Source organism: Pseudomonas acericola (SeqCode), from assembly GCF_053456465.1.
Genome location: NZ_JBRFJB010000001.1, coordinates 349655 through 375925 on the forward strand (window position 1 = coordinate 349655; position 26271 = coordinate 375925).

Genomic DNA, 26271 nt, shown 5'->3' on the forward strand with positions numbered 1-26271 from the left:
GCGGGCTCGGATCATCAACATAGAGACAGGCAAACACTATAGACCGAGCCCTCGGCCCCTACGCATGAAGATCGGGTCAGCTGCCGCCGCGTTCATTGGCGAACGCACTCACCGCCTGTACCGCCTCGCTGGTGCCTTCGCGAATCTGCAGGATCACCGTGCCGGCGCGGTTGGCCAGGTCCACGCCTTGCGCGGCGCGGTCGCGGGTGCCGTCCATGCTGTGGATGGCCTGGCGGGTTTCGTCCTGGATCATCGCGATCATGCTGGAGATTTCCGCGGTGGAACCGCTGGTGCGCGCTGCCAGTTGCCGCACTTCATCGGCCACCACGGCAAAGCCCCGACCCTGCTCGCCGGCACGCGCCGCTTCGATGGCAGCGTTCAGCGCCAGCAGGTTGGTCTGGTCGGCAATGCCACGAATGGTGTTGACGATGGCGGTGATCTGTTGCGAGCGTTCGCCGAGCTTGGCGATCAATTGGGAAGAGCCGTCAATGTCGGCGGCAATTTCCCGCATGCCGCTGGCGGTTTGCTGTATCACCTCGGCGCCTTTTTCCGCGATGTCGCGGGTGCTCAGGGAGATGTGATACGCCTGGGCCGCGCTGGCTGCGTCGGCGCTGTGTTGTTGCACCATGGCGGTGACGTCTGAGGCGAACTTGACCACTTTGCACAGGCGTCCGCTGGCGTCGTGCACCGGGTTGTAATTGGCTTCGAGCCAGACGGTCTGGCCGTGTTTATCCACGCGCTCGAACTGGCCGCTGAACATCTCGCCCTGGTTCAGGCGTCGCCAGAAGTCGCTGTAGGTCGAACTGTTGGCTAACTCCGGCGTGCAGAACAGGCGGTGATGCTGGCCTTGGATCTGAGTGAGGCTGTAGCCCATGCGCTGTAGGAAATTTTCATTGGCGGTGAGGATGGTGCCGTCGAGGTTGAACTCGATCACCGCCATGGCGCGGCCGATGGCGTCCAACTTGGCGTTGGCTTCACTTTCGGCCTGCATGCGCGGGGTGACGTCCATGGCGTACTTCACCACTTTGACCACGCGGCCGGCCTCGTCACGTACCGGGTTGTAGCTGGCTTCCAGCCACACCGATTGACCGGTGCCCGCCACGCGTTCGAACGTGCCGGATTGGAATTGGCCATTGCGCAGGTTCGTCCACAGCTGGCTGTACTCGGCGCTGCGCGCGAAGGCGGGCGTGCAGAAAAGCCGGTGGGACTGGCCCAGGATCTGTTCGGCGCGGTAGCCCATGGTCTTGAGGAAATTGTCGTTGGCCCGCAGGACGTTGCCTTGCAGGTCGAACTCGATGACTGCCATGGAGCGCTCGATGGCATCCAGCAGGCTGGCCTGTTGGGCGACTGTGTGTTGCAGGGTGCTGATGGTTTTTTTGTAGGCGTTGAATAGCATAGTCGGGTGCTCGGGCAAGCAAGCTTCGGGGTTATCCATGCAAAGTCGCCTGCCCCCGTAGGGCGCCGGGCCCTACGGTTGACTTGCTCATTGTCAGCTTCCGGGTGCTGACAGCGGGGGTGGAACAACGGGGTTCAGAGTCGCGCGGTGCGTCAGAAGTTCGGCCATGGGCAGGCACTTTTCACCGGAGGCGACCAATGGCGGCATTATGCTATCGCCGTGGGTGGCGGGTAGGAAATTCAGACGAGGTGTCGTCGGACAACTTACGCGGAATGGGCCACGGCATAGGCGCTGATATTGACCCGGTTACGCCCGGTGGCTTTGGCGGCGTACAGCGCACGATCCGCGGCGTTGAGCCACATGGCGGCATCGCTGAAGCCGGGCTGGAAATCGGCCAGGCCGATGCTCAGGCTCACGCGCAATTCAGGGATCTGCGGGTTGCGATAGTTACCGAAGGTTTCGCGCATGCGCTCCATCACTTGCGCAGCCTCTTCCAATGGCATTTGCGGAAGAATCACACAGAACTCATCGCCCCCGTAACGCCCGGCCAAGTCGTTTTCCCGTAGGTTGCGGCGTAATTCCAGGCTCAGTTGCCGCAGGACCGCGTCACCGACGATGTGGCCGTGGGTGTCGTTGATCTGTTTGAAGTGGTCGATGTCGATCAGGGCGATGGTGGCGTGGCTTTGTTGTTGCTGGCACTTGTGGAACTTGATGTGCAACAGGTCTTTCCAGGAGCCGTGGTTGAGCAGCCCGGTGAGGCTATCGGTGCGACTCAGCGCGCTTAGGGCACGCTTGTGTTCTGACAGTTTTATCGCCAATTGATAGCAGACGGTGCCGATGGCCATCGGGTAGAGGGTCAACATCGGCAGGCAGGCATAGACCTGGAGCAGGCTGACATCCGCGTTGAAGCGGGCGCCGAACAATAGCCATGCAGCGCCGACGCCAACGGCCTGTGCCAGCAGGCCGCGCAGGAACAGGCGCTTGCCACCGGCGGCGACGTTGTTCATGGCCATCATCGACAGGATCGTTACGGCGGTCAGGGGCGTGAACTGGGTGGCAGCCGCCCAGAACCCACCGAAAAACGAGTCGTAGATCAGGTTGCGTTGTTCGGCCTGGTAGGGGAATTGGGCGCGGGTTGAAAGCTGATACGCCACGTGCGCCCAGGCAAAGCCGTTGAACAGCAGGAACGCCCAGACCCAGCCGGGCATGGCCAGCGGGTAAAGGGCGGCGGCGACACTGATGCTGCCGATGCCCAGGCCAATAATCCTTGGCTTGTAGATACGCTTGGCAAACGAAAGCCCTTTGCCTTGTCTGTTTTCCATAAGTTTTGAGTCAGCTCAATTTTGCAGATGCAACAGTGCGCGATCCCGGGTTCACCGTTGATCGGATAATACGTTGATTATTGTCAGTTATTTGCAACGCAATAATCAGTGGCCTTACAGGCCATTTGCGCAAAACAGAGGGCGAATGCGTCAAAAGCGACTTGGGATGTCGTTTCGACGATAGGTTTTACGACGGCTGCGGGGCGCGCACTTCGTAGCCGGCCAGGAACAGGTCGATGGCCGACTCGATCACGCTGGCCTGGCTGGTAGCGTCCAGGGTGGGTTGGCCGAGGGTGATCTGCGGCCAGAACGCAAACGCCTTGAGCAGGCTCTGGATCTGGTGGGCGGCGAAGGCCGGGTCGGTGCAACTGAGCCGGCCGTCTTCCTGGGCGGCGCGGACCCACTGGGTAAACCCTTCTTCGCGTTGGCTCAGGCGGGTGACCATGTCTTGCGCACGTTCCGGCGAATGAATGGTGGCGGCGATGGCGACCCGGGCCAGGTCGAGGAAATTGGCGTCCGCCATCATCTTCATCTTGGCTTCCAGCAACCCGCGCAATTGCTCGCGCAGCGGGCGGTCGCTGGCGTAGCTCACGTCCAACTGCGCGACGCTGCTGGCCCAGAGTTGATGGAGAATTTCTGCGAACAACTCTTCCTTGCTCGGGAAGTGGTTGTACACCGTGCGCTTGGAAACGCCGGCGGTGGCGGCGATCTTGTCCATGCTGGTGACCTCGAAACCGTTAGCGCGAAACTCGGCGATGGCGGCGGCCACGATGGCTTCGCGTTTGCGGTCGGTGAGACGTTGAGGGGCAGTCATGGCGAGTGTTCGGCTCTTTCGGGAAAATTACACTCGGTAGTTTACTTGTTCCGGCTTTTGTTGCAATCTTGAAACTACACTGTGCAGTGTAACTTTTGAGCGGTCCGTAGGAGTCACCTGGTAATGGCCACGATCTCATCCCGTGTTGCCCCTTCGCCCAAGGCGCGTAAACCTGCCGAGCAGGAACAAAGCCACTTCAGCAACGACGCTCCCGTGCAGCACGGTGGCTTTGGCAAGACCTTGCGCATTTTCTGGAACATGTTGTTCAACAAACCACGCAGCACGCGACCGGTGGGCAAGATCCCGGTGCAACCGCTGACCCGCGAGCAATTGCTGGCTGCGCCTGACCACAGTGTGTTTCGCCTTGGGCATTCCACCGTATTGCTGAAAATGCGCGGCAAGTTCTGGGTCACCGATCCGGTGTTTGCCGAGCGCGCCTCGCCGTTCAGTTGGGCCGGCCCCAAGCGTTTCCATCAGCCGCCGATCAGCCTTGAAGAGCTGCCACCCTTGGAGGCAGTGATTCTTTCCCACAATCATTACGACCATCTTGATCACAAGGCTGTCGTCCAATTGGCCGAGAAGACCCGCTGGTTTCTAGCGCCGCTCGGCGTCGGCGACATTCTGGTCAAGTGGGGCGTCGATCCCGATAAAGTGCGGCAACTGGATTGGTGGCAGGGCACTGAGGTAGATGGCGTGCATTTCGTCGCCACCCCTGCGCAACATTTTTCCGGGCGTGGTCTGTTTGATGGTAACCAGACCCTCTGGTGCTCCTGGGTGATGATCGATGGCGCGCGGCGAATTTTCTTCAGCGGTGACACCGGCTACTTCGATGGCTTCAAACGCATCGGCGAGCAATACGGCCCGTTTGATCTGACGCTGATGGAAACGGGCGCTTACAACGTCGATTGGCCCCACGTACACATGCAGCCGGAGCAAACCCTGCAAGCGCATATCGACCTCAAGGGGCGCTGGTTGCTGCCGATCCACAACGGCACGTTCGACCTGGCGTTCCATGCCTGGCACGAACCGTTCGACCGCATCATGGCCCTGGCGTGGGAGCGCAATGTGTCGATCACCACGCCGGCAATGGGTCAGGCGTTCAGCCTGAACCAGCCTGAACGTGGGCATGCGTGGTGGTTGGAGGTGGAGACTCAAGGCGTGCAGGAGCAGGTTGCGGGCTGAGGCCCAGTGCGCAGGCAAAAAGGAGTTTTCAGGGTGTTTCAGCGTTGCGACAAGCGTCAGCCAAGAATGGGATGATCCCGGCAAAGTCATTTTCCGGGGTAGGTGCTGATGGAGCGCGATTGTAGGAAGAGCTGGCAAGTGGGCGTTTCGTGCAGGCACGAGCAGGTGTTGCCTGCGGCAGGGGAAGGTGGTGGCCTTGAGTCTGCGCAGACGCCTGTAAAACCCGACAAAGTGAACCCGGCCGGTATCGTCTTCGGTACTGAACACTCTGAGGGCGCTGTGCGTATTCCGGGATACAACGCGTTGGCCCCGCTGATGAAGCCTGCACGCGACCCTTCGTTGTCGCTTATCGCCCTGAGTGGTATCGAGCCGACGGGGCCAGTGATGGTCGAAGTCCCCTTGGTACTGAATAACACCACCTTCACCGTTCCCCAGACGCTCGCCGGGTGGCGCATCGGTTTTGCCGGGCGGTATGTGCAGGGTGGTCATGTCGAACCTATCGAACACAGTCGCGCCTTGCGCCGAGCCTTCGACATCCTGCGTCAGGCCGGCGCGCAACTGGTTGAGGTGGATGCTCAGCGTGCGGACCATAACCTTGAATTTACCTTGCAGGTCATCAACGAAATCGATGCTCTCGTGACCCGGCATTGCCTTGATGCGTTGGTGTCGGAGGACCTGAGCGACGCGTTTCATGATGCCTGCCGGAGCGGGTATCCCAGCCTCTGCGTGTCGCTGGAGGATGGCGTGAAACTTCGCTTCTATGGCGCGAGGTGGTCGCGAGACTCGTTGGCCGTGCTGGCTCAGGCGTATCGCCAGCAGGTTTCGCAGATGTAGGGCATCATTACAGAGCGCGTTGAACCATCCCACACCGTGAGTGGCCATGGTCTTAACGCGTGGGGGGGCTGGGGTTCTTGGACTGTCGGACGGATCGACCTTGATCCTTCGTTATTTCTGACCTCAGGAGTTGCTTATGGTGTGCATTCGATTCTCCAACAAGCCGCCCGGCAATTAGCGGCAGCCCCACCGCCGACTGCCTGTAAAATCACTGACCGACTTGGTCAAGTTCAACGACGACCGCGATGGCGCTGCGACGGACCACCAGCCAACACTCAAGCGCATCAATACCTCCAGCATTAATTGCTCGCTGTAGCCCGTGGGTATGAGCAGGCGGCTCAAGTGTCCACTAAAACGGTGCTCTGATCGGCTGGCAATACGGCTGCCTTCTACGCACCGTTCGGATGAGGGGTTGGTGAATCAACGGACACTGCTGTTGAGCTCATCAGCCGCGAGATAATACCGGGCTCGGCAGGTTCGGTAGGGGCGGGGGGAGACCTGCGCACATTCACCCCCCATCCCGGCGCAAACCCCGGGAAGAACACCAGCCCTTCCGCCTCCAGCCGAAACGCCAGGGTCAAACGGGTTTCATCCTCCACGTCGGCATGGCTTTCAAAGCGTTGCACCGCCTCTACTGCCACGCCTGCCTGACGGGCCAGGTCTTCGCGGCTCCAGCCCAGCATCGCGCGGGCCTGTGCGCTGTGCTTGGCGGTGAATTGGTGCAGGACGATCTGCTGTTCTACGAAAGAGCTCATTGCCAGGGAGGACATGGGGTTTCTCCAGGGTTTGACGGGGGAGGGCAAACTATACTGTGTTTTTGTACAGTTGTTTTGACCGTCTATCAACTGGATTTTTTATGGGTTCCCGGCGAGCAGCTATTCCACCCCCTGCGCCTCCCGAATAATCAGATGGTCGAGGTTTTCGATGTTTGCGCTGAACACCCCGAACGTCTGCTCGGGATTCTTCTTGCTGGGCACCTGTTTCAGCTCCGGCGTCACGCCGTAAAAGAAGCAATACAACGGCTGTTCACTGTCCGCCGCAGCCTTGATCTGTTCCAGGAAGGCTTTGCGCTTGCGGTAGCTCTCGATCAGTTTTTTACTCAGGTAGACGTTCACCGAATAAGGCTTCTTGTCGAGCCACACCTTCTTTTCGAAGTCGATGCGAAAGCTGCTGGTGTAGTCCTTGATCGTCTTGATCCTGCCCCAGTAGATCAGGCCCTTGTTGTCTTGCAGGTATTCGATCTTCTTGAAAAATGTCCAGTAGGTCGCGGTATGGTCGCCGATCTTCAAGGGCATGCTTTTAAGCTTGTCCTTGTCGTCGATATTCGACACGTAGCACTCCACCGGGTGGGCGAACACGCTGGTTTTGTCCGGGATGGCCTCACTGCCTGCGTGGGCGGCACTGCTGGGGCTTGAAGGGGCTTTCGTTGGATCTTGCGGGGTGTTTCCCTCAACGCCGGCGAGGGGGGCTTTGCGTTCGTACTGACGTCGGGTGAGCACAAACTCCGATGGGAAATTGTCCTCGCGCTCGTCGTCACTTTCACCCGATGCGGCCTTGTGCGTGCTGGCATAACGGCAGCCGTCGATATGGCGGGTGCCGGTCTTGTTCTTGAAGTGCGGTGTGCGCTGGTAGTTGACGTTTTTTGCGTTGAAGGTACTCAGCGCATTACCTGAATCGAATGCGGCACGGCATTCGTCGTTGGGGCAGAGGAAACGGTCCTTGTCGGAGTCGAAATCCGCAGTTTCGTCGAAATTCAGGTCTCGGACGTCGTAGATCGACAATTTTTCATCGAGACTCAGGCTGTAGGCCGTGTCGAATTTCATGGGGCTCGGGTCCGTGAGAGGTTTCGCTATTAATAGCGGGATTTGCCCTAAATATCAGCAACAGAAGCTATCAAATGTGGGAGCTGTCGAGCCCTAGCGAGACTGCGAAGGGATCGACTCAATCTTCTTGCCCACCCCATCCACTGGCATCACCGCTGCAACCGAGCCCGCTTCTTCTTCGTATGAAAATGCCGAAAATGCGCATCCTGCGCCGCCGCCAACAACTCCCGATCCCCGCGCGTATCGCCCCAGGCCCTGAGCCGATACTCCCCAAGGTCCCCATACACCGCTTCAAGGCGCAGCACCTTGTTTTCACACCGGCAATTATTCCCGGTGAGCTTGCCGGTCAACACCCCGTCGACCACCTCAAGCTCGGTGCCAATCAACTTGATCCCCAGCCGATCGGCAAACGGTTGCAACACTAGCGCCGGCGACGCCGAGCACAGTGTCACCACCGCGCCGGACTTCAACTCATCCGCCACCGACTGCAAGCCACTCGGGCGCATCAACTTGTTCCAATACGCCTGGCAATAGGCCTGCGCCTGCTGCTGCACCCAAGCCTTCTCCACGCCGGTCATAAAGGTGCGGATCAACTGCGCCTTCAACTCATCCCGGCTGGTCAGCCGCAGCAGAAACCGCAGCCCGGGCACCGCCAGCTTCACTATGCGCCGGCAGAACTCAGCCTTGCCAAAGGCAAACTTGAGGAACGGCACAAAACTGTCGTGGTGGGTCAGGGTGCCGTCGAAGTCAAAGACGGAAAGTACTTTGGCATCAGCGGGGCCGGCTTCGAGCATGTCTGGGTTCACGGGTTGGCCTCGGTCCTATCTAATTTTTTTGGAAGTGCATCAGCTGTGACAACAGGCATTTGCTCGCGTATCAATGGCTGATGGCAATTGGAGCACAAGGCTACAGCATTGCTGGTGCGATCCGAACCCTTCTGCGCCAAGTGTCTGGTGCGATGTGCTTCAAGAAATGGCCAATCACGGGACATAAAAAAGCCCTGAACACGTCAGGGCTTCTGGATGCTGCTTGGCTCAGGAATCAATCCCAGCTCAGCGCGCCGCCAGTCTGGTACTCGATCACTCGGGTCTCAAAGAAATTCTTCTCTTTCTTCAAGTCCATGATCTCGCTCATCCACGGGAACGGGTTGGTCGTACCTGGGTATTCTTCCTTCAAGCCAATCTGCGACAGGCGACGGTTGGCGATGAACTTGAGGTAGTCCTCCATCATCGCGGCGTTCATGCCCAGTACGCCGCGCGGCATGGTGTCGCGGGCGTATTCGATTTCCAGCTGGGTCCCTTGCAGGATCATCTGGGTCGCTTCTTCCTTCATCTCGGCATCCCACAGGTGTGGGTTTTCGATTTTGATCTGGTTGATCACGTCGATACCGAAGTTCAGGTGCATCGACTCATCGCGCAGGATGTACTGGAACTGCTCGGCCACGCCGGTCATTTTGTTGCGGCGGCCCATGGACAGGATCTGGGTGAAGCCACAATAGAAGAAGATGCCTTCCAGGACGCAGTAGTAGGCGACCAGGTTGCGCAGCAGTTCTTTGTCGGTGTCGACGGTGCCGGTTTCGAACTTCGGATCGGAGATCGAACGGGTGTACTTCAGGCCCCAAGCGGCCTTTTTCGCGACCGATGGGATCTCGTGGTACATGTTGAAGATTTCGCCTTCATCCATGGCCAGCGATTCGATGCAGTACTGGTAGGCGTGGGTGTGGATCGCCTCTTCGAAGGCCTGGCGCAGGATGTACTGGCGGCACTCCGGGTTGGTGATCAGGCGGTAAACGGCCAGCACCAGGTTGTTCGCGACCAGCGAATCCGCCGTGGAGAAGAAGCCCAGGTTGCGCATGACGATGCGGCGCTCGTCGTCGGTCAGGCCTTCGGGGTTTTTCCACAGGGCGATGTCGGCGGTCATGTTGACCTCTTGCGGCATCCAGTGGTTGGCGCAGCCGTCGAGGTATTTCTGCCAGGCCCAGTCGTACTTGAACGGCACGAGTTGGTTGAGGTCTGCGCGGCAGTTAATCATGCGCTTTTCGTCAACGGCGACACGGGCGGAGGCGCCTTCGAGCTCGGCGAGGCCTTCGGCGATGTCGAGTTTGTCGAGGGCGGCCTTGGCGCGGATGATGGCGGCGGAGTCGTTGGCGGTGACGGCGCGCGCTTCCACGGCGGCGGCGGCACCAGCACCGTCGAGGCGGTCCATGTTGGCTTCGGTGGCGTGGCCGGCGTTGGCGCCTTTGGTGGCAACTTCGCCTTCTTCTTCTTTGTCGAATTCGTCCCAGCTCAGCATGACGTGTCGTCTCCTGCGTGAGGGCTCAAAGGTGCCCGTGTGAAACCGGATGGTTGGGTGTTCACACGGCCCAGAGGCCGCGGTGGATCTTAAGGAATCGTTTCTTGCAACAGCTCGCGCAGGCATTAAACGGAATCAGGGTTACGGGTGGTCTGCTTGAGGCTTGAGGGGCGGAGCGCAGGTGTTTGCTCCAGCGGGGCCTCAGGTCTGGCTCTTCATCCCAGTGTAAAGGGATATTGCAGGCCCGATTTACCCGCGCATTATAGGGAAAAAATCGGCTTTGTGTTGTGGCGGATGGTCACGGATCGCAGACAAAAAGCCTGCTTTTCAAGCCAAGGCGCGGGTTTGCTGGGGTTGGCTGGAGGGACGAGCGGCAGGATTTTTTTCGAGGGGGCGCAGCGAGGGGAGGAGGGGACGGTTTTTTTGCCGCAAGAACGATTTCTTGCGGCGAATAAGATCAGGTTCAACTTGCACTCACCAAGTTGTTATCCGTTAGAGCAACCATTACCCATTACATGGTAATTAAGAATATGACGCTGGCCTTGCGAATCTTCATATTCCATCTTCACCGGTACAACTTCGCAGACTTCTGGAATGCTGCTCATGGACAATACTTTGGCCACATCCAGGTGGGTGCTGTAAGTGTAGTCTTCAACAATCGGGGCGTTGCGGCTAGCTACGTCAGTCGGGGCTTCGTCGGCCAGGGCGGCGGTGGCGCACAAGCTGCTGAGGGCCATAACTACTAGAGCTTTCATTTCTGTATTTACCTTATTCAGGGCGAAAGGGGTCACGGGGCCCTTGTGAGGCCGCGTGTGTAACTTAGGGTTGGTTGTTTCGGATTAACGTTGCCTTCGTGGGGGCTGTTGCGGTGTTAATCACAGTGCCTGTGTTGGCGGAAGTGATTCTAGGCCTGCGGGTTATATTCATATACCCGTGCTTTTGATAAACACTGTTGGCGGTTTTTGTAACAATCCCGTGGTAAAGCTTTTTTCATCCTGGCGCAAAGCGCCACGGGCCGCGGGCCAGAGCAGTCAAAGCTGATAGCAGGGCAAAATGTAGGGGCTTGTTACTACCATCGTCGAATGGTTCTATGGGGCAGCCCCGGCTACAACAGGGCATACAAAAACAACTATTGTCACCGAGGTAAGAAAGATGAGTGCGGCTTCCCTGTACCCCGTTCGCCCCGAAGTAGCAGCCAACACGCTGACCGACGAGGCGACCTACAAGGCCATGTACCAGCAGTCGGTGGTCAACCCCGACGGTTTCTGGCGTGAGCAAGCCAAGCGCCTTGACTGGGTCAAGCCTTTCACCGCGGTGAAGCAGACCTCGTTCGACGATCACCATGTCGATATCAAGTGGTTTGCCGATGGCACCCTGAACGTTTCCTACAACTGCCTGGACCGTCACCTCGCCGAGCGTGGCGACCAGGCAGCCATCATCTGGGAAGGCGATGACCCTTCCGAAAGCCGCACCATCACTTACCGCGAGCTGCATGAAGAAGTCTGCAAGTTCGCCAACGCCTTGCGCGGCCAGGATGTGCATCGCGGCGACGTGGTGACTATCTATATGCCGATGATCCCCGAAGCCGTGGTCGCCATGCTGGCGTGTACCCGCATCGGTGCGATTCACTCCGTGGTGTTTGGCGGTTTCTCGCCGGAAGCCCTGGCCGGTCGCATCATCGACTGTAAGTCGAAGGTGGTGATCACCGCCGACGAAGGCATCCGCGCCGGTAAGAAGATTCCGCTGAAGGCCAACGTCGACGACGCCCTGACCAACCCGGAAACCAGCAGCATTCAGAAAGTCATCGTGTGCAAACGCACCAACGGCGCGATCAAGTGGAACCAGCATCGCGACATCTGGTACGAAGACCTGATGAAAGTGGCCGGCACGGTCTGCGCGCCTAAAGAGATGGGCGCCGAAGAAGCCCTCTTTATCCTTTATACCTCCGGCTCCACCGGCAAGCCGAAGGGCGTGCAGCACACCACCGGCGGCTACCTGCTTTACGCGGCGCTGACCCACGAGCGTGTGTTCGACTACCGTCCGGGCGAGATCTACTGGTGCACCGCCGACGTCGGCTGGGTCACTGGCCACACCTATATCGTTTACGGCCCGCTGGCCAATGGCGCGACCACGCTGCTGTTCGAAGGCGTGCCGAACTACCCGGACATCACCCGCGTAGGCAAGATCGTCGACAAGCACAAGGTCAATATCCTCTACACCGCACCGACCGCGATTCGCGCAATGATGGCGTCCGGCACCGCCGCCTGCGAAGGCGTGGACGGCAGCAGCTTGCGCCTGCTGGGCTCGGTGGGTGAGCCGATCAACCCGGAAGCGTGGGACTGGTACTACAAGAACGTCGGCCAATCCCGTTGCCCGATCGTGGACACTTGGTGGCAGACCGAAACCGGCGCCACCCTGATGAGCCCGCTGCCGGGCGCCCACGCGCTCAAGCCGGGTTCGGCGGCGCGGCCGTTCTTTGGCGTGGTGCCAGCACTGGTGGACAACCTGGGCAACATCATCGAAGGCGCTGCCGAAGGCAACCTGGTGATCCTCGATTCGTGGCCGGGCCAGGCGCGCACCCTGTACGGCGACCATGATCGTTTTGTCGATACCTACTTCAAGACCTTCCGTGGCATGTACTTCACCGGTGACGGCGCCCGTCGCGACGAAGACGGCTACTGGTGGATCACCGGGCGTGTGGATGACGTGTTGAACGTGTCCGGCCACCGTATGGGCACCGCCGAGATCGAAAGTGCCATGGTTGCCCACCCGAAAGTCGCCGAAGCGGCGGTGGTCGGTGTGCCGCATGACATCAAGGGCCAGGGCATCTATGTGTATGTCACCCTCAAGAATGGCGAAGAGCCGAACGAAGCGCTGCGCCTGGAGCTGAAAAACTGGGTGCGCAAAGAAATCGGGCCGATTGCTTCGCCGGACGTGATCCAGTGGGCGCCGGGCTTGCCGAAGACGCGTTCGGGGAAAATCATGCGGCGGATCCTGCGCAAGATTGCCACGGCCGAGTACGACGGGTTGGGGGATATCTCCACCTTGGCGGACCCGGGTGTGGTGGCGCATTTGATCGAGACGCACAAGACCATGAACGTCGCGTAAGACGGGTTGGTGGTACAGAGCCCCGTTCGGTGTAAGCCGGATGGGGCTTTTTTGTGGGATCTCAACACCAATGGAGATCAAATGTGGGAGCTGGCTTGCCTGCGATAGCGGTGAGTCAGCTACATATCTGCCAGCTGAATCACCGCTATCGCAGGCAAGCCAGCTCCCACATGGGGATGCATTGCCAATCAATGCTGGCGGTGCTCTGACAGGTCCCCATAACCCTCAAGCCAATAAATATCGGTTTCTCTCGTAGGAGGTTTCTGAATGTTACCGGCGTTGCCAAATGTGTAACCCAGCGCCCAAACATGAGGCAATGTGCTACACCCATGCCCCGAAAAGCCGCGTTTTAGACACCCTCGTAAATAAGATTAAACGCCAGACTTGCCGTCCCAGAAGGGTTTGCGAATAATAGGCCCGCAATTTGCAGTATCTACAGGTTTAATATCTTTTGCTTCTGCATAAAAATCAGAAGCTGTCAATGTGCTGGAACCGCTTTCTCAGTGCTTCTGTAAATTGTTGTCGCATTGAGGAAATATCGGCTTCCGGCCTGTCGTTAGAATGCCGATCACTCGCTCGTCGTCTCCAGTGTGTAACTGGTGTAGGACGCAGCACCGCAATTCGGTTTTCCTTAAGTCGCATCGTGGGCCATGGCTCATACTGCTGTTTTGCCCTATACCGATGGAGTCCCAAGATGAAGAAACTCGTGCTGTTGGGCGCCCTGGCGCTGTCCGTGCTGTCCATGCAGGCTTTCGCTGATGAGAAGCCTCTGAAAATTGGTATCGAAGCGGCTTACCCTCCGTTTGCCTCGAAGGCGCCGGATGGCAGCATCGTGGGTTTTGACTACGACATCGGCAACGCGCTGTGCGAAGAGATGAAGGTCAAGTGCACGTGGGTTGAGCAAGAGTTCGACGGCCTGATCCCTGCGCTGAAAGTGCGCAAGATCGACGCGATCCTGTCGTCCATGTCCATCACTGACGACCGCAAGAAGTCCGTCGATTTCACCAAACGCTACTACCTGAGCCCGGCGCGCCTGGTGATGAAGGAAGGCGTTTCAGTCAGCGACAGCCTGGCTGAGCTGAAAGACAAGAAAATCGGCGTGCAGCGTGGTTCGATCCACGACCGTTTCGCCAAGGAAGTGCTGGCTCCAAAAGGCGCCACCATTGTTCCTTACAGCACCCAGAACGAAATCTACCTGGACGTGGCTGCCGGTCGCCTCGACGGTACCGTGGCCGACGCCACCCTGCTGGAAGACGGCTTCCTGAAGACCGACGCCGGCAAAGGCTACGCGTTCACCGGCCCATCCTTCACCGACGCCAAATACTTCGGTGACGGCATTGGCATCGCGGTGCGTAAAGGCGACAAGGAAAACCTGGACCGCATCAACGCTGCCATCGCCGCGATCCGTGCCAATGGCAAATACAAAGAAATCGAGAAAAAGTACTTCAACTTCGACATCTACGGGCCTGAAGCCCAGTAAATCGTCCTAGCTGTCTGTCCGAAATGGCGCAAGCAACAGAATTCCTGCGGTTTGCGCCATTTTTTCATCCCCCTTTTCGAGGACCTGAATCATGTTGAAAGGCTACGGGGCCGTCATCCTCGATGGCGCATGGTTGACACTTCAGCTCGCCTTGTCGTCCATGGCCTTGGCCATTGTTCTGGGTCTGATCGGGGTCGCGTTACGCCTGTCGCCGGTGCGCTGGTTGGCCTGGCTGGGTGACTTGTACTCCACGGTGATCCGCGGGATCCCCGACCTGGTGCTGATCCTGCTGATTTTCTACGGCGGCCAGGACCTGCTCAACCGCGTCGCGCCGATGCTGGGCTACGACGACTATATTGACTTGAACCCCTTGGCCGCCGGTATCGGCACCCTGGGTTTCATCTTTGGCGCCTACCTGTCGGAAACCTTCCGTGGCGCCTTCATGGCCATTCCCAAGGGCCAGGCCGAGGCCGGCCTTGCGTATGGCATGAGCAGTTTCCAGGTGTTTTTCCGGGTGATGGTGCCCCAGATGATTCGTCTGGCGATCCCCGGCTTTACCAACAACTGGCTGGTACTCACCAAGGCCACTGCGCTGATCTCGGTGGTGGGTTTGCAAGACATGATGTTCAAGGCCAAGCAGGCGGCAGACGCCACTCGCGAGCCTTTTACCTTCTTCCTCGCAGTGGCGGCGATGTACCTGGTGATCACCAGCGTGTCGTTGCTGGCCTTGCGTCACCTTGAGAAGCGCTACTCGGTAGGCGTAAGGGCGGCTGATCTATGATCTTCGACTACAACGTCATCTGGGAGGCCATGCCGCTGTACCTTGGCGGCTTGCTGACCACCCTGAAACTGCTCGCCATCTCACTGTTCTTCGGCCTGCTCGCCGCCTTGCCCTTGGGCTTGATGCGCGTGTCCAAGCAGCCGGTGGTCAACGGCGCGGCCTGGCTGTTTACCTATGTGATCCGTGGCACGCCGATGCTGGTGCAGTTGTTCCTGATCTACTACGGCCTGGCCCAGTTCGAAGCGGTACGCGAAAGCTTCCTGTGGCCGCTGCTGTCCAGTGCCACGTTCTGTGCGTGCCTGGCGTTTGCGATCAACACCAGCGCCTACACCGCCGAAATCATCGCCGGTAGCCTCAAGGCCACACCGAATGGCGAGATCGAAGCGGCCAAGGCCATGGGCATGTCGCGCTATAAGCTGTACCGCCGCATCCTGCTGCCGTCGGCCCTGCGCCGCGCGCTGCCGCAGTACAGCAACGAAGTGATCATGATGTTGCAGACCACCAGCCTGGCCTCCATCGTCACCCTGATCGACATCACCGGTGCCGCGCGCACGGTGAACGCCCAGTTCTACCTGCCGTTCGAAGCCTATATCACCGCTGGCGTGTTCTACCTGTGCCTGACCTTCATCCTGGTGCGCCTGTTCAAGTTGGCCGAGCGCCGCTGGCTGAGCTACCTGGCTCCACGGAAGCATTGAGATGGAACGTATCGATCATCTGTTGCCCTGGGGCCACCTGGGTTGCGAGCGCCAGCTGAGCGTGTTCCGCTTCGGCCACGGCGAGCGCAAGGCCTATATCCAGGCCAGTCTGCACGCCGATGAATTGCCTGGCATGCGCGCCGCCTGGGAGCTGAAAAAACGCCTAACTGAACTGGAACAGCAAGGCGCCCTCAACGGCGTGATCGAGCTGGTGCCAGTGGCCAACCCGATGGGCCTTGGCCAGTTGCTGCAAGGCAGTCACCAGGGGCGTTTCGAAGTGGGCAGTGGCAAGAACTTCAACCGTGATTTCGTCGAGTTGAGCGAACCGGTTGCCGCGCTGCTCGACGGCAAGCTGGGGGACGACCCCCACGCCAACGTGCGCCTGATCCGCCAGGCGATGAGCGCTGCACTGGACGCATTGCCCGCGCCAAGCAGCCAGCTGCAAGGCATGCAACGCATCTTGCTGAGCCACGCCTGCACGGCAGACGTGGTACTCGACCTGCATTGCGACGCCGAAGCCGCGCTGCACATGTACGCGCTGCCGCAACACTGGCCGCAGTGGCGTTCGTTGTCGGCGCATCTGAATGTGAAGGTCGGCCTGCTGGCGGAAGATTCCGGCGGCAGTTCGTTTGATGAAGCCTGTTCGTTGCCGTGGTTGCGCTTGTCCCGCGCGTTCCCCGAGGCGCAAATCCCGCTGGCGTGCCTGGCGACGACGCTGGAGTTGGGCGGTCAAGCCGACACCGGCCGCGACGAAGCGATCTCTCACGCCGAAGGCATTCTCGCGTTCCTCGCCGAACAAGGCTTGATCAAAGGCGAGTGGCCCGCACCGCAACACGAACCCTGCGAAGGCATGCCCTTCGAAGGCACCGAGTTGCTGTTTGCGCCCCACGCCGGGGTGATCAGTTACCTGCGTCAAGCCGGTGACTGGGTAGAAGCAGGCGAAGCGATTTTTGAAGTGATTGATCCCCTGGAAGACCGCGTGAGCATTATCTGCGCGGGCACGTCCGGGGTGTTGTTTGCCGTTGAACGGCTACGATATGCCCAAGCGGGTTTCTGGCTGGCCAAGGTGGCGGGGCGCGAAGCGCTGCGTCACGGGCGCTTGCTCAACGACTGACCACCTGTTTTTGTGAGAACCGACCGCATGTACAAACTTGAAGTCCAAGACCTGCATAAACGCTATGGCAGTCATGAAGTGCTCAAAGGTGTGTCCCTGGCCGCCGCGGCCGGTGATGTGATCAGCATCATCGGTTCCAGTGGTTCGGGCAAAAGTACCTTTTTGCGCTGCATCAACCTGCTGGAGCAACCCCACGCCGGCAAGATTCTGCTCAACAACGAAGAGCTGAAACTGGTGGCCAACAAGGACGGCGCCATGAAGGCCGCCGACCCTAAACAGTTGCAACGCATGCGTTCGCGCCTGTCCATGGTGTTCCAGCATTTCAACCTGTGGTCGCACATGACGGCTATTGAAAACGTGATGGAAGCGCCGGTACACGTACTGGGCATGTCGAAAAAAGACGCCCGGGAAAAGGCCGAGCACTACCTGGCCAAAGTCGGCGTGGGCCATCGCAAGGATGCGTTCCCAGGCCATATGTCCGGCGGTGAGCAGCAGCGCGTAGCGATTGCCCGTGCCCTGGCGATGGAACCGGAGGTGATGCTGTTTGACGAACCCACCTCGGCCCTCGACCCGGAGCTGGTCGGTGAAGTGCTCAAGGTGATGCAGGACCTGGCCCAGGAAGGCCGCACCATGGTGGTGGTGACCCACGAAATGGGCTTTGCCCGTGAAGTGTCGAACCAGTTGGTGTTCTTGCACAAAGGTATCGTCGAAGAACGCGGCAACCCGCGTGAAGTGCTGGTGAACCCGCAGTCCGAGCGTTTGCAGCAGTTTTTGTCGGGTAGCTTGAAATAATCAAGGCTGCTTTTGTGCACTGAATTAGTGCATGCTCCACAGTCTTGAGGCTGGCCCCAATCCCTTGTGGGAGCTGGCTTGCCTGCGATAGCGGTGTATCAGAAACAAATGTGCCAACTGACCCACCGCTATCGCAGGCAAGCCAGCTCCCACAGTTGGAAACTCATCAGCTTTTAAGATTTGTGTTGGTTTACCGGCTAGCATTAGCCCCTGTCTTCATTACTGTTACTCGCTTCGGATAGCCCTCCATGACCGCCCATCGCATTGGTTTCCTGATTTGGCCCAGCACAAAAGCACTCACGCTTGCGCTGGCTGAGGAGGCCTTGCGCGTTGCTCAGCGGGTGCATCCCGATGTGGTCTACGAGCTGTCGTTCCTGCTCGCCGAGCCGTCCATCGAGGGCGCCTGGCAACTGCCGGGCGAACCGTGGGCCGGCAAGTTGGAAGGCTTCCAGAAACTGTTCCTGCTGGCGGATGAGCCACCGACGGCCATCGCTTCCCAGCTCAGCACGGCCCTCAAGCAACTGGTGCGCGCCGGTTGCGTGATCGGCGGTTTGTCGGCCGGTGTCTATCCGCTGGCCCAACTCGGCCTGCTCGACGGCTACCGCGCCGCTGTGCACTGGCGCTGGCAGGACGATTTTGCCGAGCGTTTCCCCAAGGTCATCGCCACCAGCCACCTGTTCGACTGGGACCGCGACCGCCTCACCGCCTGCGGTGGCATGTCGGTGCTCGACCTGTTACTGGCGGTATTGGCCCGTGACCATGGCGCCGAACTGGCCGGTGCCGTCTCCGAAGAGCTGGTGGTCGAGCGCATCCGCGAAGGCGGCGAGCGCCAGCGCATTCCGCTGCAAAACCGCCTGGGCTCCAGCCATCCCAAGCTGACCCAGGCGGTGTTGCTGATGGAAGCCAACATTGAAGAACCGCTGACCACCGACGAAATCGCCCAGCACGTGTGCGTGTCGCGACGACAGCTTGAGCGGATCTTCAAGCAATACCTCAACCGCGTCCCCAGCCAGTACTACCTGGAACTGCGCCTGAACAAGGCCCGCCAGATGCTGATGCAAACCAGCAAGTCGATCATCCAGATCGGCCTGTCGTGCGGCTTCTCCTCGGGGCCGCACTTCTCCAGCGCCTACCGCAACTTCTTCGGCGCCACTCCTCGTGAGGACCGCAACCAGCGCCGCAGCAGCAGCCCGTTTGAGCTGTCGTCGGTGCCCGCCGAGCGGGGCTAGCTGTTACTCCTCATCCATTGGTTCTTCCAGTGGCGGCTGCAATGGGTTGCCCTGGGCGTCCAGGGTGACTTCCGTGATCTGGAAATCAATGCCGGTCCTTCGGTAGTACTCACGCAGGTATTCCAGGCTTTGCGTCGACCAGGGGTTGGCGCTCAGGTCGCTGTCCTCGTGGAAGTTTTGCAGCATGTCCAGCAGGTCGGGCGCCAGCTCGTGGATCAGGTTGCGGCTCACGTCCAGGTTTTGCAGATTGGCCAGTTGGAACACGCCGTTCGGCAGCTGCGATAGGCGGGTGTTGCGCAGGTGCAATGAGGTCAACGCCTGCAAGTGACTCACGTCCGGCGCGTGGCCCAGGGGGTTGTCACTCAGTTCCAGGAACTCCAGGGATTGCAGGTCGCTCGTTGATTGTGCGGTGGTCGGGGTCAGCGTGATGGCGCACCGACGCAACTCCAGCGTCGTCAACGATGGCAGTTCAAACAGTGCGGCGGGCAGGCCGCCCAGGCTGCATCCGCTCAACCTGAGGGTTTGCACGTGCGCAAAGCCCCGCAGGAACTGATCGACCTGGGTGGTGGTGGCCTCGCCGTTGAATTCCACCGTGGTGACGTGCTCAAAGCTCCCGCGCAACTCCGGCAGGGCGCCCATGATCGGGGTGTCGATCACCAGCGAGTGGGTGGGGTGGTCATCCAGGCTTTCTTCGTCCAGCGCGCTTTCCCGGCGCCAGGCCTCTTCCACCAGGCGCTTGAAGTTGAGCCGGTTGATCTGCTCCTGGGCGCGGGTGCCGATGTCCAGCGCCACCCCAAGAACCGGATGCAGCCTGGGTACGTGAGTGGCCCATTCCTGTAGATCGGTGGTCAAGTGCTCGTAGTCGGTTTCGAGCCCGCTCAATGCTGCGTCCACATCAGCCATGCGGCCTGGCAGGCCAAACACGAAGCTGTCCGCGGCGGTGTCGCCCATCTTTGGGTACAGGCGTTTGGCCCAGTTGCGCTGTGCGGCCGGAACCTGGGCCTTGAAGTGTTCCTGAGTGCGTTGGTGGTAGCTTTTGATCTGTTCCAGCGCCTGCTGCGACAGCGGGTTGCCGGACAGGTCGAAGGCCTGGCTGACGCTATCCGGCAGGGCGAACAGGGCGGGCGGCAATTGCTCGATCCTATTGGCCCTGAGGTTGATGAACTGGCGCTGTATCGGCGCCAGCAGGCTGGTGGGTACCGAATCGAGCCCGGCGTCTTCCAGAAAAATCGCATTCAGGCCCGGCAGTTGGGTGAAGTCCGGGCAGACTCCCAGCGGGTTTCCATTGAGGTTCAAGTGTTGCAGCGGTGTCATGCGCTCCAGGGCTGCGCGAGAACTGGCAGACAGGGTGATTGAGCAGTTCCTCAAGGTCAGCACCCACAGGTTGGCCACATCAAAGACTTTCGGCGGAATATCCCCCAGCACCACGTTGCCGACATTGAGAATGCGCAGCCCTGGTAAACGTTCAAGCAAACCGCTCAGTTCGATGGCCTGCCCTGTGCCTTCCAGCTTCAGCGCCCTGATATGCCTGAAGGTGGCGCTCAGGGTGGGCAGCTCACCCGCCAGGTTGCTGGTGATGGTCAGCGCGTGCACGGGTTCGCCGCGCACCGCCGGTTCGCGGCGCCAGCTCTTTTCCAGCAGGTTGCGCAGGGCAATGCGTCTGGCGAACTCTTGTGCGCCCAGGCCGGGCGCATGTTCCCAGTGGGCGAGCTGTTCTTGCAGGGTTTGCAGCTCGCCGGCCAACCTTGCCAACTCGATTCGGCCGGCCTCCAACGAGCCGGGCAAGCTGTAGACCAGGCGATTGAGTTCATCTTGATTCAGGCTCGGATACAGCGCTTGGGCGTCGCGAATGTCGCCTTGTGGGGCATCGATTTCCCAGTAGGTGTCATAGCGTTGGAAGTAGGCTTTGACCTGCTTGATGGTCTCGGCCGACAGCGGGTTGTCGCTGAAATCAAATTCGTCCGGCTGGTTGGCCGGGCGCTCGAACAGTTCGTCGGGTAGCTCGCGCAGTTGATTGCCGCTGAACAGGCCCAGGCGCAGCTCGGGGCGGCTGAGCAGCCCATCGGGCAGTTGCGTGATGCCGGTTTGCGACAGGTCGATATGAGTTAGCGCGGGCATGCCTCGTACGCTGGGCACTCGTCCCAGTGGGTTGCCGAACAGCACCAGGTTCCTCAAGCGGCTCAAGGCGGCGATCTGTGCCTGGCTGGTGGGGGTGAGGGCGATGTTGCAATTGCTCAGGTCCAGGGTGACCAGGCGTGGCATGGGGTAGATTTCTACCGGCGGCGAGCCAAGGTCGAAGCCATCCACACGCAGGTGCCGTAATTGCCGAAAGCGCCCCAGGAATGCGTTGACGCCTGTGGTATCGGTGCTGCCGGCCAGGGTCAGCAGCGACACATGGTCGAAGTTGGCCGTCAGTACGGGCAATGCACCCAATGTGGGCGAGTCCAGGCGCAGGGTGTGGCCGTCGCGCGCCGGGTCGCCATAATAATGATCAATCATCGATTCGCGCCGCCAGCAGCGCCGCAGTGTCGAGGCGATAAGGCGGCGGTCACGGCGTTCGCCGCGTTGTTGCGCCGCCGACAACGGGTTGCCGGTGCGTGGGTGCTGGGTGGGAATCTGTTGCTCCCAGGCCTCCAGGTCAGTGAGCAGTTGCGCATATTCTGCGGCCAGGGCGTCGAGGGCGTTGGCGGGGCCGCCGGGCAAGGTGCGCAAATGGGTGAGCAGGTCCTGGATCTGGTACTCATTGAGGGCCGGATACAAGCGGGTCGCACGTTCATGCAAGGTGGGCTGGCGGTTGGCGGATGCCGGTCGCACCGGGTACCCCGTATCGCTGCCCAGCAGGCGCAGGGTTTCACGCGCCGGCTCCCGCGGCTCAATCATCAGTGCGGTGCGCAGCTCATCACGCGCCAGCGGACTATGGCGCAGGCGCTGTTTGAGTTCGGCACCCTGGGTGATGTCGATCCCCAGCGCCTCACGTTGCGCGTCCGGCAGGGCGTTGAGAATCGCGGTGTACAGATCGGTTTCGCCGAACAGTGCGCCTTTTTCATCGTGGGGTACATAACGGTCCGACGCTGTACGCACCAGTGTGCGGCGCACCGGCGCATCCTCCGGGCCAATCTGTAGCCAGACGCTGCCCTTGGGCGACAGGTGCGTGGCCTCAAGTCGCACTTGGGCCGACCAGCCTGGCAGCAGTTTCAGGGTATTGAGTGCCAGGCGATCGGTGTCGAGGTTGTGCACCGCTTCCAGATGCTGGCCCTCATAGGCGCGGTTGACGCGCAGTTCGTCCAGCACGCTGCGAGCCATATCGGCCAGACGTGGGGGTGTGCTGCGGTTGTCCAACGCTTGCAGTTCTCGTCCGCTGGCTTGGGCGAGCAGTTGAGTCGTGACGCTTGCCGGCAGGTCGGGGGCGGTCTGCATCAGGTGTTGGGCGTGGGCGTCGGTGGTGACTTGCCGTTGGGCGTAGCGCGAATCGAACAGGGCGCGGCGATGGGTCCGGGCCTGTCGGGCGAGTTTTTTGCGCAGTTGCTTGATGCGGTTATCGAGGCTCAATTCGGGGTCGGCTGCGCGTTCGCCGAATTGTTCGTGGATCTCCTCCGGGCTCAGGGCTTGCAACAGCGTTTTGAGCAGCTCGCCATTGGCCAGCTGCGCCTCGTGGATCTGCACCACCGGCATGCGCTTGTCGCCATATTCCCAGGCGGTGTTGCCGGTGGCATCGAGTATGCGCAGCGAACGGGTCTTGGGCCAGTCGCCATAGGTGGTGAGCAATTGCAGTTCGTCCTGGGGGTCGACTTGTGCGTGCTGGGCCGGATCATCACTGTCGAGCCGGTCGATCAGGCGTTGCAGGTTGCGGTCGATGCTCAGGCGCGCCAGGGTATCGTCCAGCAGCGGTGGCACCGGATCGCCACGCACATGCATCTGGCGCAGGGCGTTTTCGTTGACGCCGCTGAGGCGCAGCGCCAGGTCGCGATCGCCTTCATTCAAACTTTCCACGCCGTGGCCCAGGCGGCGCAGCAAGGTGGCGCGATCCCATTGCGCGGGGGCTTCAAGCTCGGTGTGCCAGGCCCCGGCGCCATTGTGTTGCAGGCTGGGGGTGTAGGCATCGGCGCGGGTGGGGTGCTTGATCACATGGCGCTTGCCGTCGGCGAGGGCTCGCACGGCGTATAGCTGGTTTTCCAGGGGCAGGATCGTTTCGGCGCGCACTTGATGCAGGCCCATCGCATTGACCCCCAGGCGTGGCGGCAGGCGCATTTTTTGTTGATAGGACGCCAGGTCCTGTTTCCAGTAGCGTTTGGCACCGCTGGCGAGGGTGACGGGCTTGAAACGGTCGATGAACGCGATCACCTCCGCCGGCAGCACCTTGCGCAACTGGGCGACGCCAATGGTGGTGCCCACGCCGAACGCACCCAGTTGCACCAACGCTTGCAGCACGCTCATCAGGTGCCCGAAGGCCTCCTTGGGCAAGCCTTCGGCCCAGTCGACCACGCCTTCGAAGACGTCATCGAGCAGTTGCCAGGCCATGTAGCCCAGCATCAATTCCCCAAACATCGGAACAAACGGCGCGACGATTAGCAGTACGGCGTTGAGGATCGACGAGGCTACGTTCACGGCCGAGTCCCACAGGGCCCAGCGCGCGTTACGGTCGACCGTCGCCGTGGACACCGCCTGGGTGCGCGCGTCGTTGAGGATCCGGTTGAGCTTTTGCTGGTACAGGTGCCGCCACACGTCGCCCTGCACGGCGGTTGCGACAAATTGCAGCTTGGGATCGTCGGTAGGTTCGCGGCGCCAGGGCGCCAGGCCGCTGCCGTATTCGGTGGGGTGCCAGGTGATACGGCCCAGGCGCTGGCTCAAGTTGGCAAAGAACAGGCCACGCTGTGCATGGGCGACGAAGCGGCTGAAAAACGCCTGGTAGTCGGCGTCGCGCAGTTGGCGGGTCAGTTCCTGTTTGAAGGCCAGGGCCGAGGGGTATTCCTTGAGCGGATGCTGCGGATCGTCCGGCACCCAGGCCACCAGGCGCTGCACGGAGCGGGTGGTTTCCAGGTCTGGGGCGAACAACAGGATGCCGGTGAGCGGGGCGTCCATCATCTGCAAACGGTGGCAGTGCAGTGGCAGGTTGCCCAGGGTCAGCGCGCTGCGACCTTGCAGCAGGTTTTCGATCTGCTGTGCGTAGTCCGGCTGGATGTCGCCGCGCAGGCGCGCCAGGTGCAGGGCGCTGCGCAGGGCGGCTTTGTGGCTGGCGTCGACGTTGGCTTGCAGCACGGCGGCGCTGACAGGTTCCGTCAGGCCCAGTTGGGTGCGCAGGTAGGTCTGATAGTGCGCGCCGATATCCAGCTCTCGGCACAGTCCGGTGAAGTCGGTGATGCTGATTTTTTCCAGGATGGCGGGCTGGGTATCGAACTGACCGTTGGCGTCGGGCTGGCTAATGAAGGTCGAGTCGGCCTCGTAGGCGCCCGCTACGGTCTCGCCATGTTCGAAGTTGTGCAGGGCCGCATCCAGCAGCGATACGGTCCAGGTGCGCGCGGCGCCGGACGGGATCGAAAACCACGGCACGTGTTGGGGAATATAAAGGCGCAGGTAGATGGTCTCGCTGTTGAGGTCTACGCCATAGCGGGTCAGTAGCGCCTCTTCTAGCATGGCGCGGGCAAAGGCGCGGGGCCCTTGCAGCTGTTTGAGCGCGCTATCCACCGCGTTTTGTGCTTCCCAGTGGGCGGCGTTCAGGCGCTTGAATTCGGCGGTGATCGGCAGCGGCCGGGGCGTGGCCTTGGACAGGGCTTGGCGCTTGACGCTCGACGCGCTGCCGAGCCAGGTCGGGATGGCGTTTTTCAGGAGTTGGTAATGACTGTCGGGCTGGTCGGCGTCATCGGTGAACGAAGATGTACTCATGCTCAATCTCTGATAGCAGGAAAGCGCATCAGTAGATCAGCGCGTTTCACGCCGCCTGCTCTAGATAGTTAGTTTAAACTGCGCCTTTGCGACGGTATTTGTCGCATTGGCGTAAACCCGCCAAAAACGCGGGTTGGCGCTATAAGAAGTTGTCGCTTGGCGACAAGGCCCCACTGAAAACTGTCCTTACAATCCCTGCATCGCCCGCCATGTCCAGGCAGGCGTTCCTCTTCAGGAGACTCCGATGTCCGTTGAGCAAGCCCCGGTGCAACGTGCCGATTTCGACCAGGTCATGGTGCCTAACTACGCACCTGCCGCCTTCATCCCTGTGCGTGGCGAAGGTTCCCGTGTATGGGACCAGGCGGGTCGCGAGCTGATCGACTTTGCCGGCGGCATCGCGGTCAACGTATTGGGCCACGCCCACCCGGCGCTGGTCGGTGCTCTGACCGAACAGGCCAACAAGCTGTGGCACGTGTCCAACGTCTTCACCAATGAGCCGGCCCTGCGCCTGGCCCACAAGCTGATCGACGCCACCTTTGCCGAGCGTGTGTTCTTCTGCAACTCCGGCGCCGAGGCCAACGAGGCCGCGTTCAAGCTGGCCCGTCGCGTGGCGTTCGACCGTTTCGGCACTGAGAAGTACGAGATCATCGCCGCGCTGAACAGCTTCCACGGCCGTACCCTGTTCACCGTCAACGTCGGTGGCCAGTCCAAGTACTCCGATGGTTTCGGTCCGAAAATCACCGGCATCACCCACGTGCCTTACAACGACCTGGCTGCGCTGAAGGCCGCCGTGTCGGACAAGACCTGCGCGGTGGTGCTGGAACCGATCCAGGGCGAAGGCGGCGTACTGCCGGCCGAGCTGGCTTACCTGCAAGGCGCCCGCGAGCTGTGCGACGCGAACGACGCGCTGCTGGTGTTCGACGAAGTACAGACAGGCATGGGCCGCAGCGGCAAGCTGTTCGCCTACCAGCATTACGGCGTGACGCCAGACATCCTCACCAGCGCCAAGAGCCTGGGCGGCGGTTTCCCGATCGCGGCGATGCTCACCACCGAAGCGCTGGCCAAGCACCTGGTGGTCGGCACCCACGGCACCACCTACGGCGGCAACCCGCTGGCGTGTGCGGTGGCCGAAGCGGTGATCGACGTGATCAACACCCCCGAAGTGCTGGCCGGCGTGAACGCCAAGCACGCTCAGTTCAAGGCGCGCCTGGAACAGATCGGCAAGCAGTACGGCATCTTCACCGAAGTACGCGGCATGGGCCTGTTGCTCGGTTGCGTGCTGAGCGACGCGTTCAAAGGCAAGGCCAAGGACGTGTTCAACGCGGCCGAGAAAGAAAACCTGATGATCCTGCAAGCCGGCCCGGACGTGGTGCGTTTTGCGCCGAGTCTGGTGGTGGAAGAGGCGGATATCACTGAAGGTCTTGACCGTTTTGAACGTGCAGTAAAAACCCTTACACAAATCTGATTGGCCGGACCGGATCAAGTGTGGGAGCGGGCTTTTGTGGCGAGGGAGCTTGCTCCCGCTGGAG

The 26271-nt window shown here is 60.5% G+C and carries 20 protein-coding genes and 1 pseudogene; 10 read left to right on the top strand and 11 right to left on the bottom strand.

The features are described from left to right. Positions 1 to 76: 76 nt before the first annotated feature. From ACU688_RS01635 to ACU688_RS01650, 4 genes and pseudogenes are all read right to left on the bottom strand, one after another. Positions 77 to 628, bottom strand: a complete 552-nt coding sequence (locus tag ACU688_RS01635; RefSeq protein ID WP_412547887.1) for a methyl-accepting chemotaxis protein — start codon at positions 626 to 628, stop codon at positions 77 to 79. After that, positions 629 to 1435: pseudogene (locus ACU688_RS01640) on the bottom strand (PAS domain-containing protein); the annotation flags it as partial. A 224-nt stretch (positions 1436 to 1659) separates the two neighbouring features. Beyond that, a complete protein-coding gene (locus tag ACU688_RS01645) occupies positions 1660 to 2718 on the bottom strand; it encodes a diguanylate cyclase (protein WP_448183429.1) in 1059 nt (352 codons plus the stop codon). A 187-nt stretch (positions 2719 to 2905) separates the two neighbouring features. Beyond that, positions 2906 to 3532, bottom strand: a complete 627-nt coding sequence (locus ACU688_RS01650; protein ID WP_448183430.1) for a TetR/AcrR family transcriptional regulator — start codon at positions 3530 to 3532, stop codon at positions 2906 to 2908. A gap of 123 nt (positions 3533 to 3655) precedes the next feature. Here ACU688_RS01650 and ACU688_RS01655 point away from each other — a divergent pair, with 123 nt between their 5' ends. Both ACU688_RS01655 and ACU688_RS01660 read left to right on the top strand, forming a co-directional pair. After that, on the top strand, positions 3656 to 4714 hold the full coding sequence (locus ACU688_RS01655; protein WP_448183431.1) for an MBL fold metallo-hydrolase: 1059 nt from the start codon (positions 3656 to 3658) through the stop codon (positions 4712 to 4714). Positions 4715 to 4993: 279 nt separating this feature from the next. Then, positions 4994 to 5548 carry a hypothetical protein gene (locus ACU688_RS01660; RefSeq protein ID WP_448183432.1) on the top strand — a complete coding sequence of 185 codons (555 nt, stop codon included), beginning with the start codon at positions 4994 to 4996 and terminating at the stop codon, positions 5546 to 5548. Between the two features lie 389 nt (positions 5549 to 5937). On the opposite strand, the gene ACU688_RS01665 is transcribed toward ACU688_RS01660, so the two are convergent. From ACU688_RS01665 to ACU688_RS01690, 6 genes are all read right to left on the bottom strand, one after another. Continuing rightward, complete coding sequence (locus ACU688_RS01665; RefSeq protein WP_448183433.1) at positions 5938 to 6318, bottom strand: helix-turn-helix domain-containing protein; 381 nt, start codon at positions 6316 to 6318, stop codon at positions 5938 to 5940. 105 nt (positions 6319 to 6423) lie between these two features. Continuing rightward, on the bottom strand, positions 6424 to 7371 hold the full coding sequence (locus ACU688_RS01670) for a hypothetical protein (protein WP_448183434.1): 948 nt from the start codon (positions 7369 to 7371) through the stop codon (positions 6424 to 6426). 149 nt (positions 7372 to 7520) lie between these two features. Then, entirely contained in the window at positions 7521 to 8165 is a 645-nt protein-coding gene (locus ACU688_RS01675) for an HAD-IB family hydrolase (protein ID WP_448184016.1), read from the bottom strand. Positions 8166 to 8173: 8 nt separating this feature from the next. Next, on the bottom strand, positions 8174 to 8362 hold the full coding sequence (locus ACU688_RS01680; protein ID WP_448183435.1) for an HNH endonuclease: 189 nt from the start codon (positions 8360 to 8362) through the stop codon (positions 8174 to 8176). Between the two features lie 50 nt (positions 8363 to 8412). After that, positions 8413 to 9663: a ribonucleotide-diphosphate reductase subunit beta gene (locus tag ACU688_RS01685; protein ID WP_448183436.1), complete on the bottom strand. Its 1251-nt coding sequence runs from the start codon at positions 9661 to 9663 to the stop codon at positions 8413 to 8415. Positions 9664 to 10148: 485 nt separating this feature from the next. Continuing rightward, positions 10149 to 10418, bottom strand: a complete 270-nt coding sequence (locus ACU688_RS01690) for a DUF2790 domain-containing protein (protein WP_026136438.1) — start codon at positions 10416 to 10418, stop codon at positions 10149 to 10151. Between the two features lie 397 nt (positions 10419 to 10815). On the opposite strand from ACU688_RS01690, the gene acs reads away from it, so the two are divergent. From acs to argR, 7 genes are all read left to right on the top strand, one after another. After that, positions 10816 to 12771 (top strand): acetate--CoA ligase, encoded by a 1956-nt coding sequence (gene acs, locus ACU688_RS01695; RefSeq protein ID WP_017734150.1) that lies wholly within the window; start codon positions 10816 to 10818, stop codon positions 12769 to 12771. A gap of 694 nt (positions 12772 to 13465) precedes the next feature. Then, on the top strand, positions 13466 to 14251 hold the full coding sequence (locus ACU688_RS01700; RefSeq protein WP_448183437.1) for an ABC transporter substrate-binding protein: 786 nt from the start codon (positions 13466 to 13468) through the stop codon (positions 14249 to 14251). Positions 14252 to 14342: 91 nt separating this feature from the next. Then, on the top strand, positions 14343 to 15032 hold the full coding sequence (locus tag ACU688_RS01705) for an ABC transporter permease (RefSeq protein ID WP_010208305.1): 690 nt from the start codon (positions 14343 to 14345) through the stop codon (positions 15030 to 15032). Next, positions 15029 to 15727: an ABC transporter permease gene (locus ACU688_RS01710; RefSeq protein ID WP_017734152.1), complete on the top strand. Its 699-nt coding sequence runs from the start codon at positions 15029 to 15031 to the stop codon at positions 15725 to 15727. Before ACU688_RS01705 ends, ACU688_RS01710 begins: the two co-directional genes overlap by 4 nt. Before the next feature lies 1 nt (position 15728). Next, complete coding sequence (locus tag ACU688_RS01715) at positions 15729 to 16841, top strand: succinylglutamate desuccinylase/aspartoacylase family protein (protein WP_448183438.1); 1113 nt, start codon at positions 15729 to 15731, stop codon at positions 16839 to 16841. Between the two features lie 27 nt (positions 16842 to 16868). Then, positions 16869 to 17633, top strand: coding sequence for an ABC transporter ATP-binding protein (locus tag ACU688_RS01720; RefSeq protein WP_124528187.1), 765 nt, complete (start codon positions 16869 to 16871; stop codon positions 17631 to 17633). Positions 17634 to 17881: 248 nt separating this feature from the next. After that, complete coding sequence (gene argR, locus ACU688_RS01725; protein WP_257783038.1) at positions 17882 to 18862, top strand: transcriptional regulator ArgR; 981 nt, start codon at positions 17882 to 17884, stop codon at positions 18860 to 18862. Between the two features lie 3 nt (positions 18863 to 18865). Here argR and ACU688_RS01730 read toward each other — a convergent pair whose 3' ends face one another. Beyond that, positions 18866 to 24742, bottom strand: coding sequence for a dermonecrotic toxin domain-containing protein (locus ACU688_RS01730; RefSeq protein WP_448183439.1), 5877 nt, complete (start codon positions 24740 to 24742; stop codon positions 18866 to 18868). Between the two features lie 244 nt (positions 24743 to 24986). On the opposite strand from ACU688_RS01730, the gene ACU688_RS01735 reads away from it, so the two are divergent. Further along, the gene (locus ACU688_RS01735) at positions 24987 to 26207 is read left to right on the top strand and encodes an aspartate aminotransferase family protein (protein ID WP_448183440.1); all 1221 of its coding nucleotides are present in this window, start codon (positions 24987 to 24989) and stop codon (positions 26205 to 26207) included. The last annotated feature ends 64 nt before the right edge of the window (positions 26208 to 26271 follow it).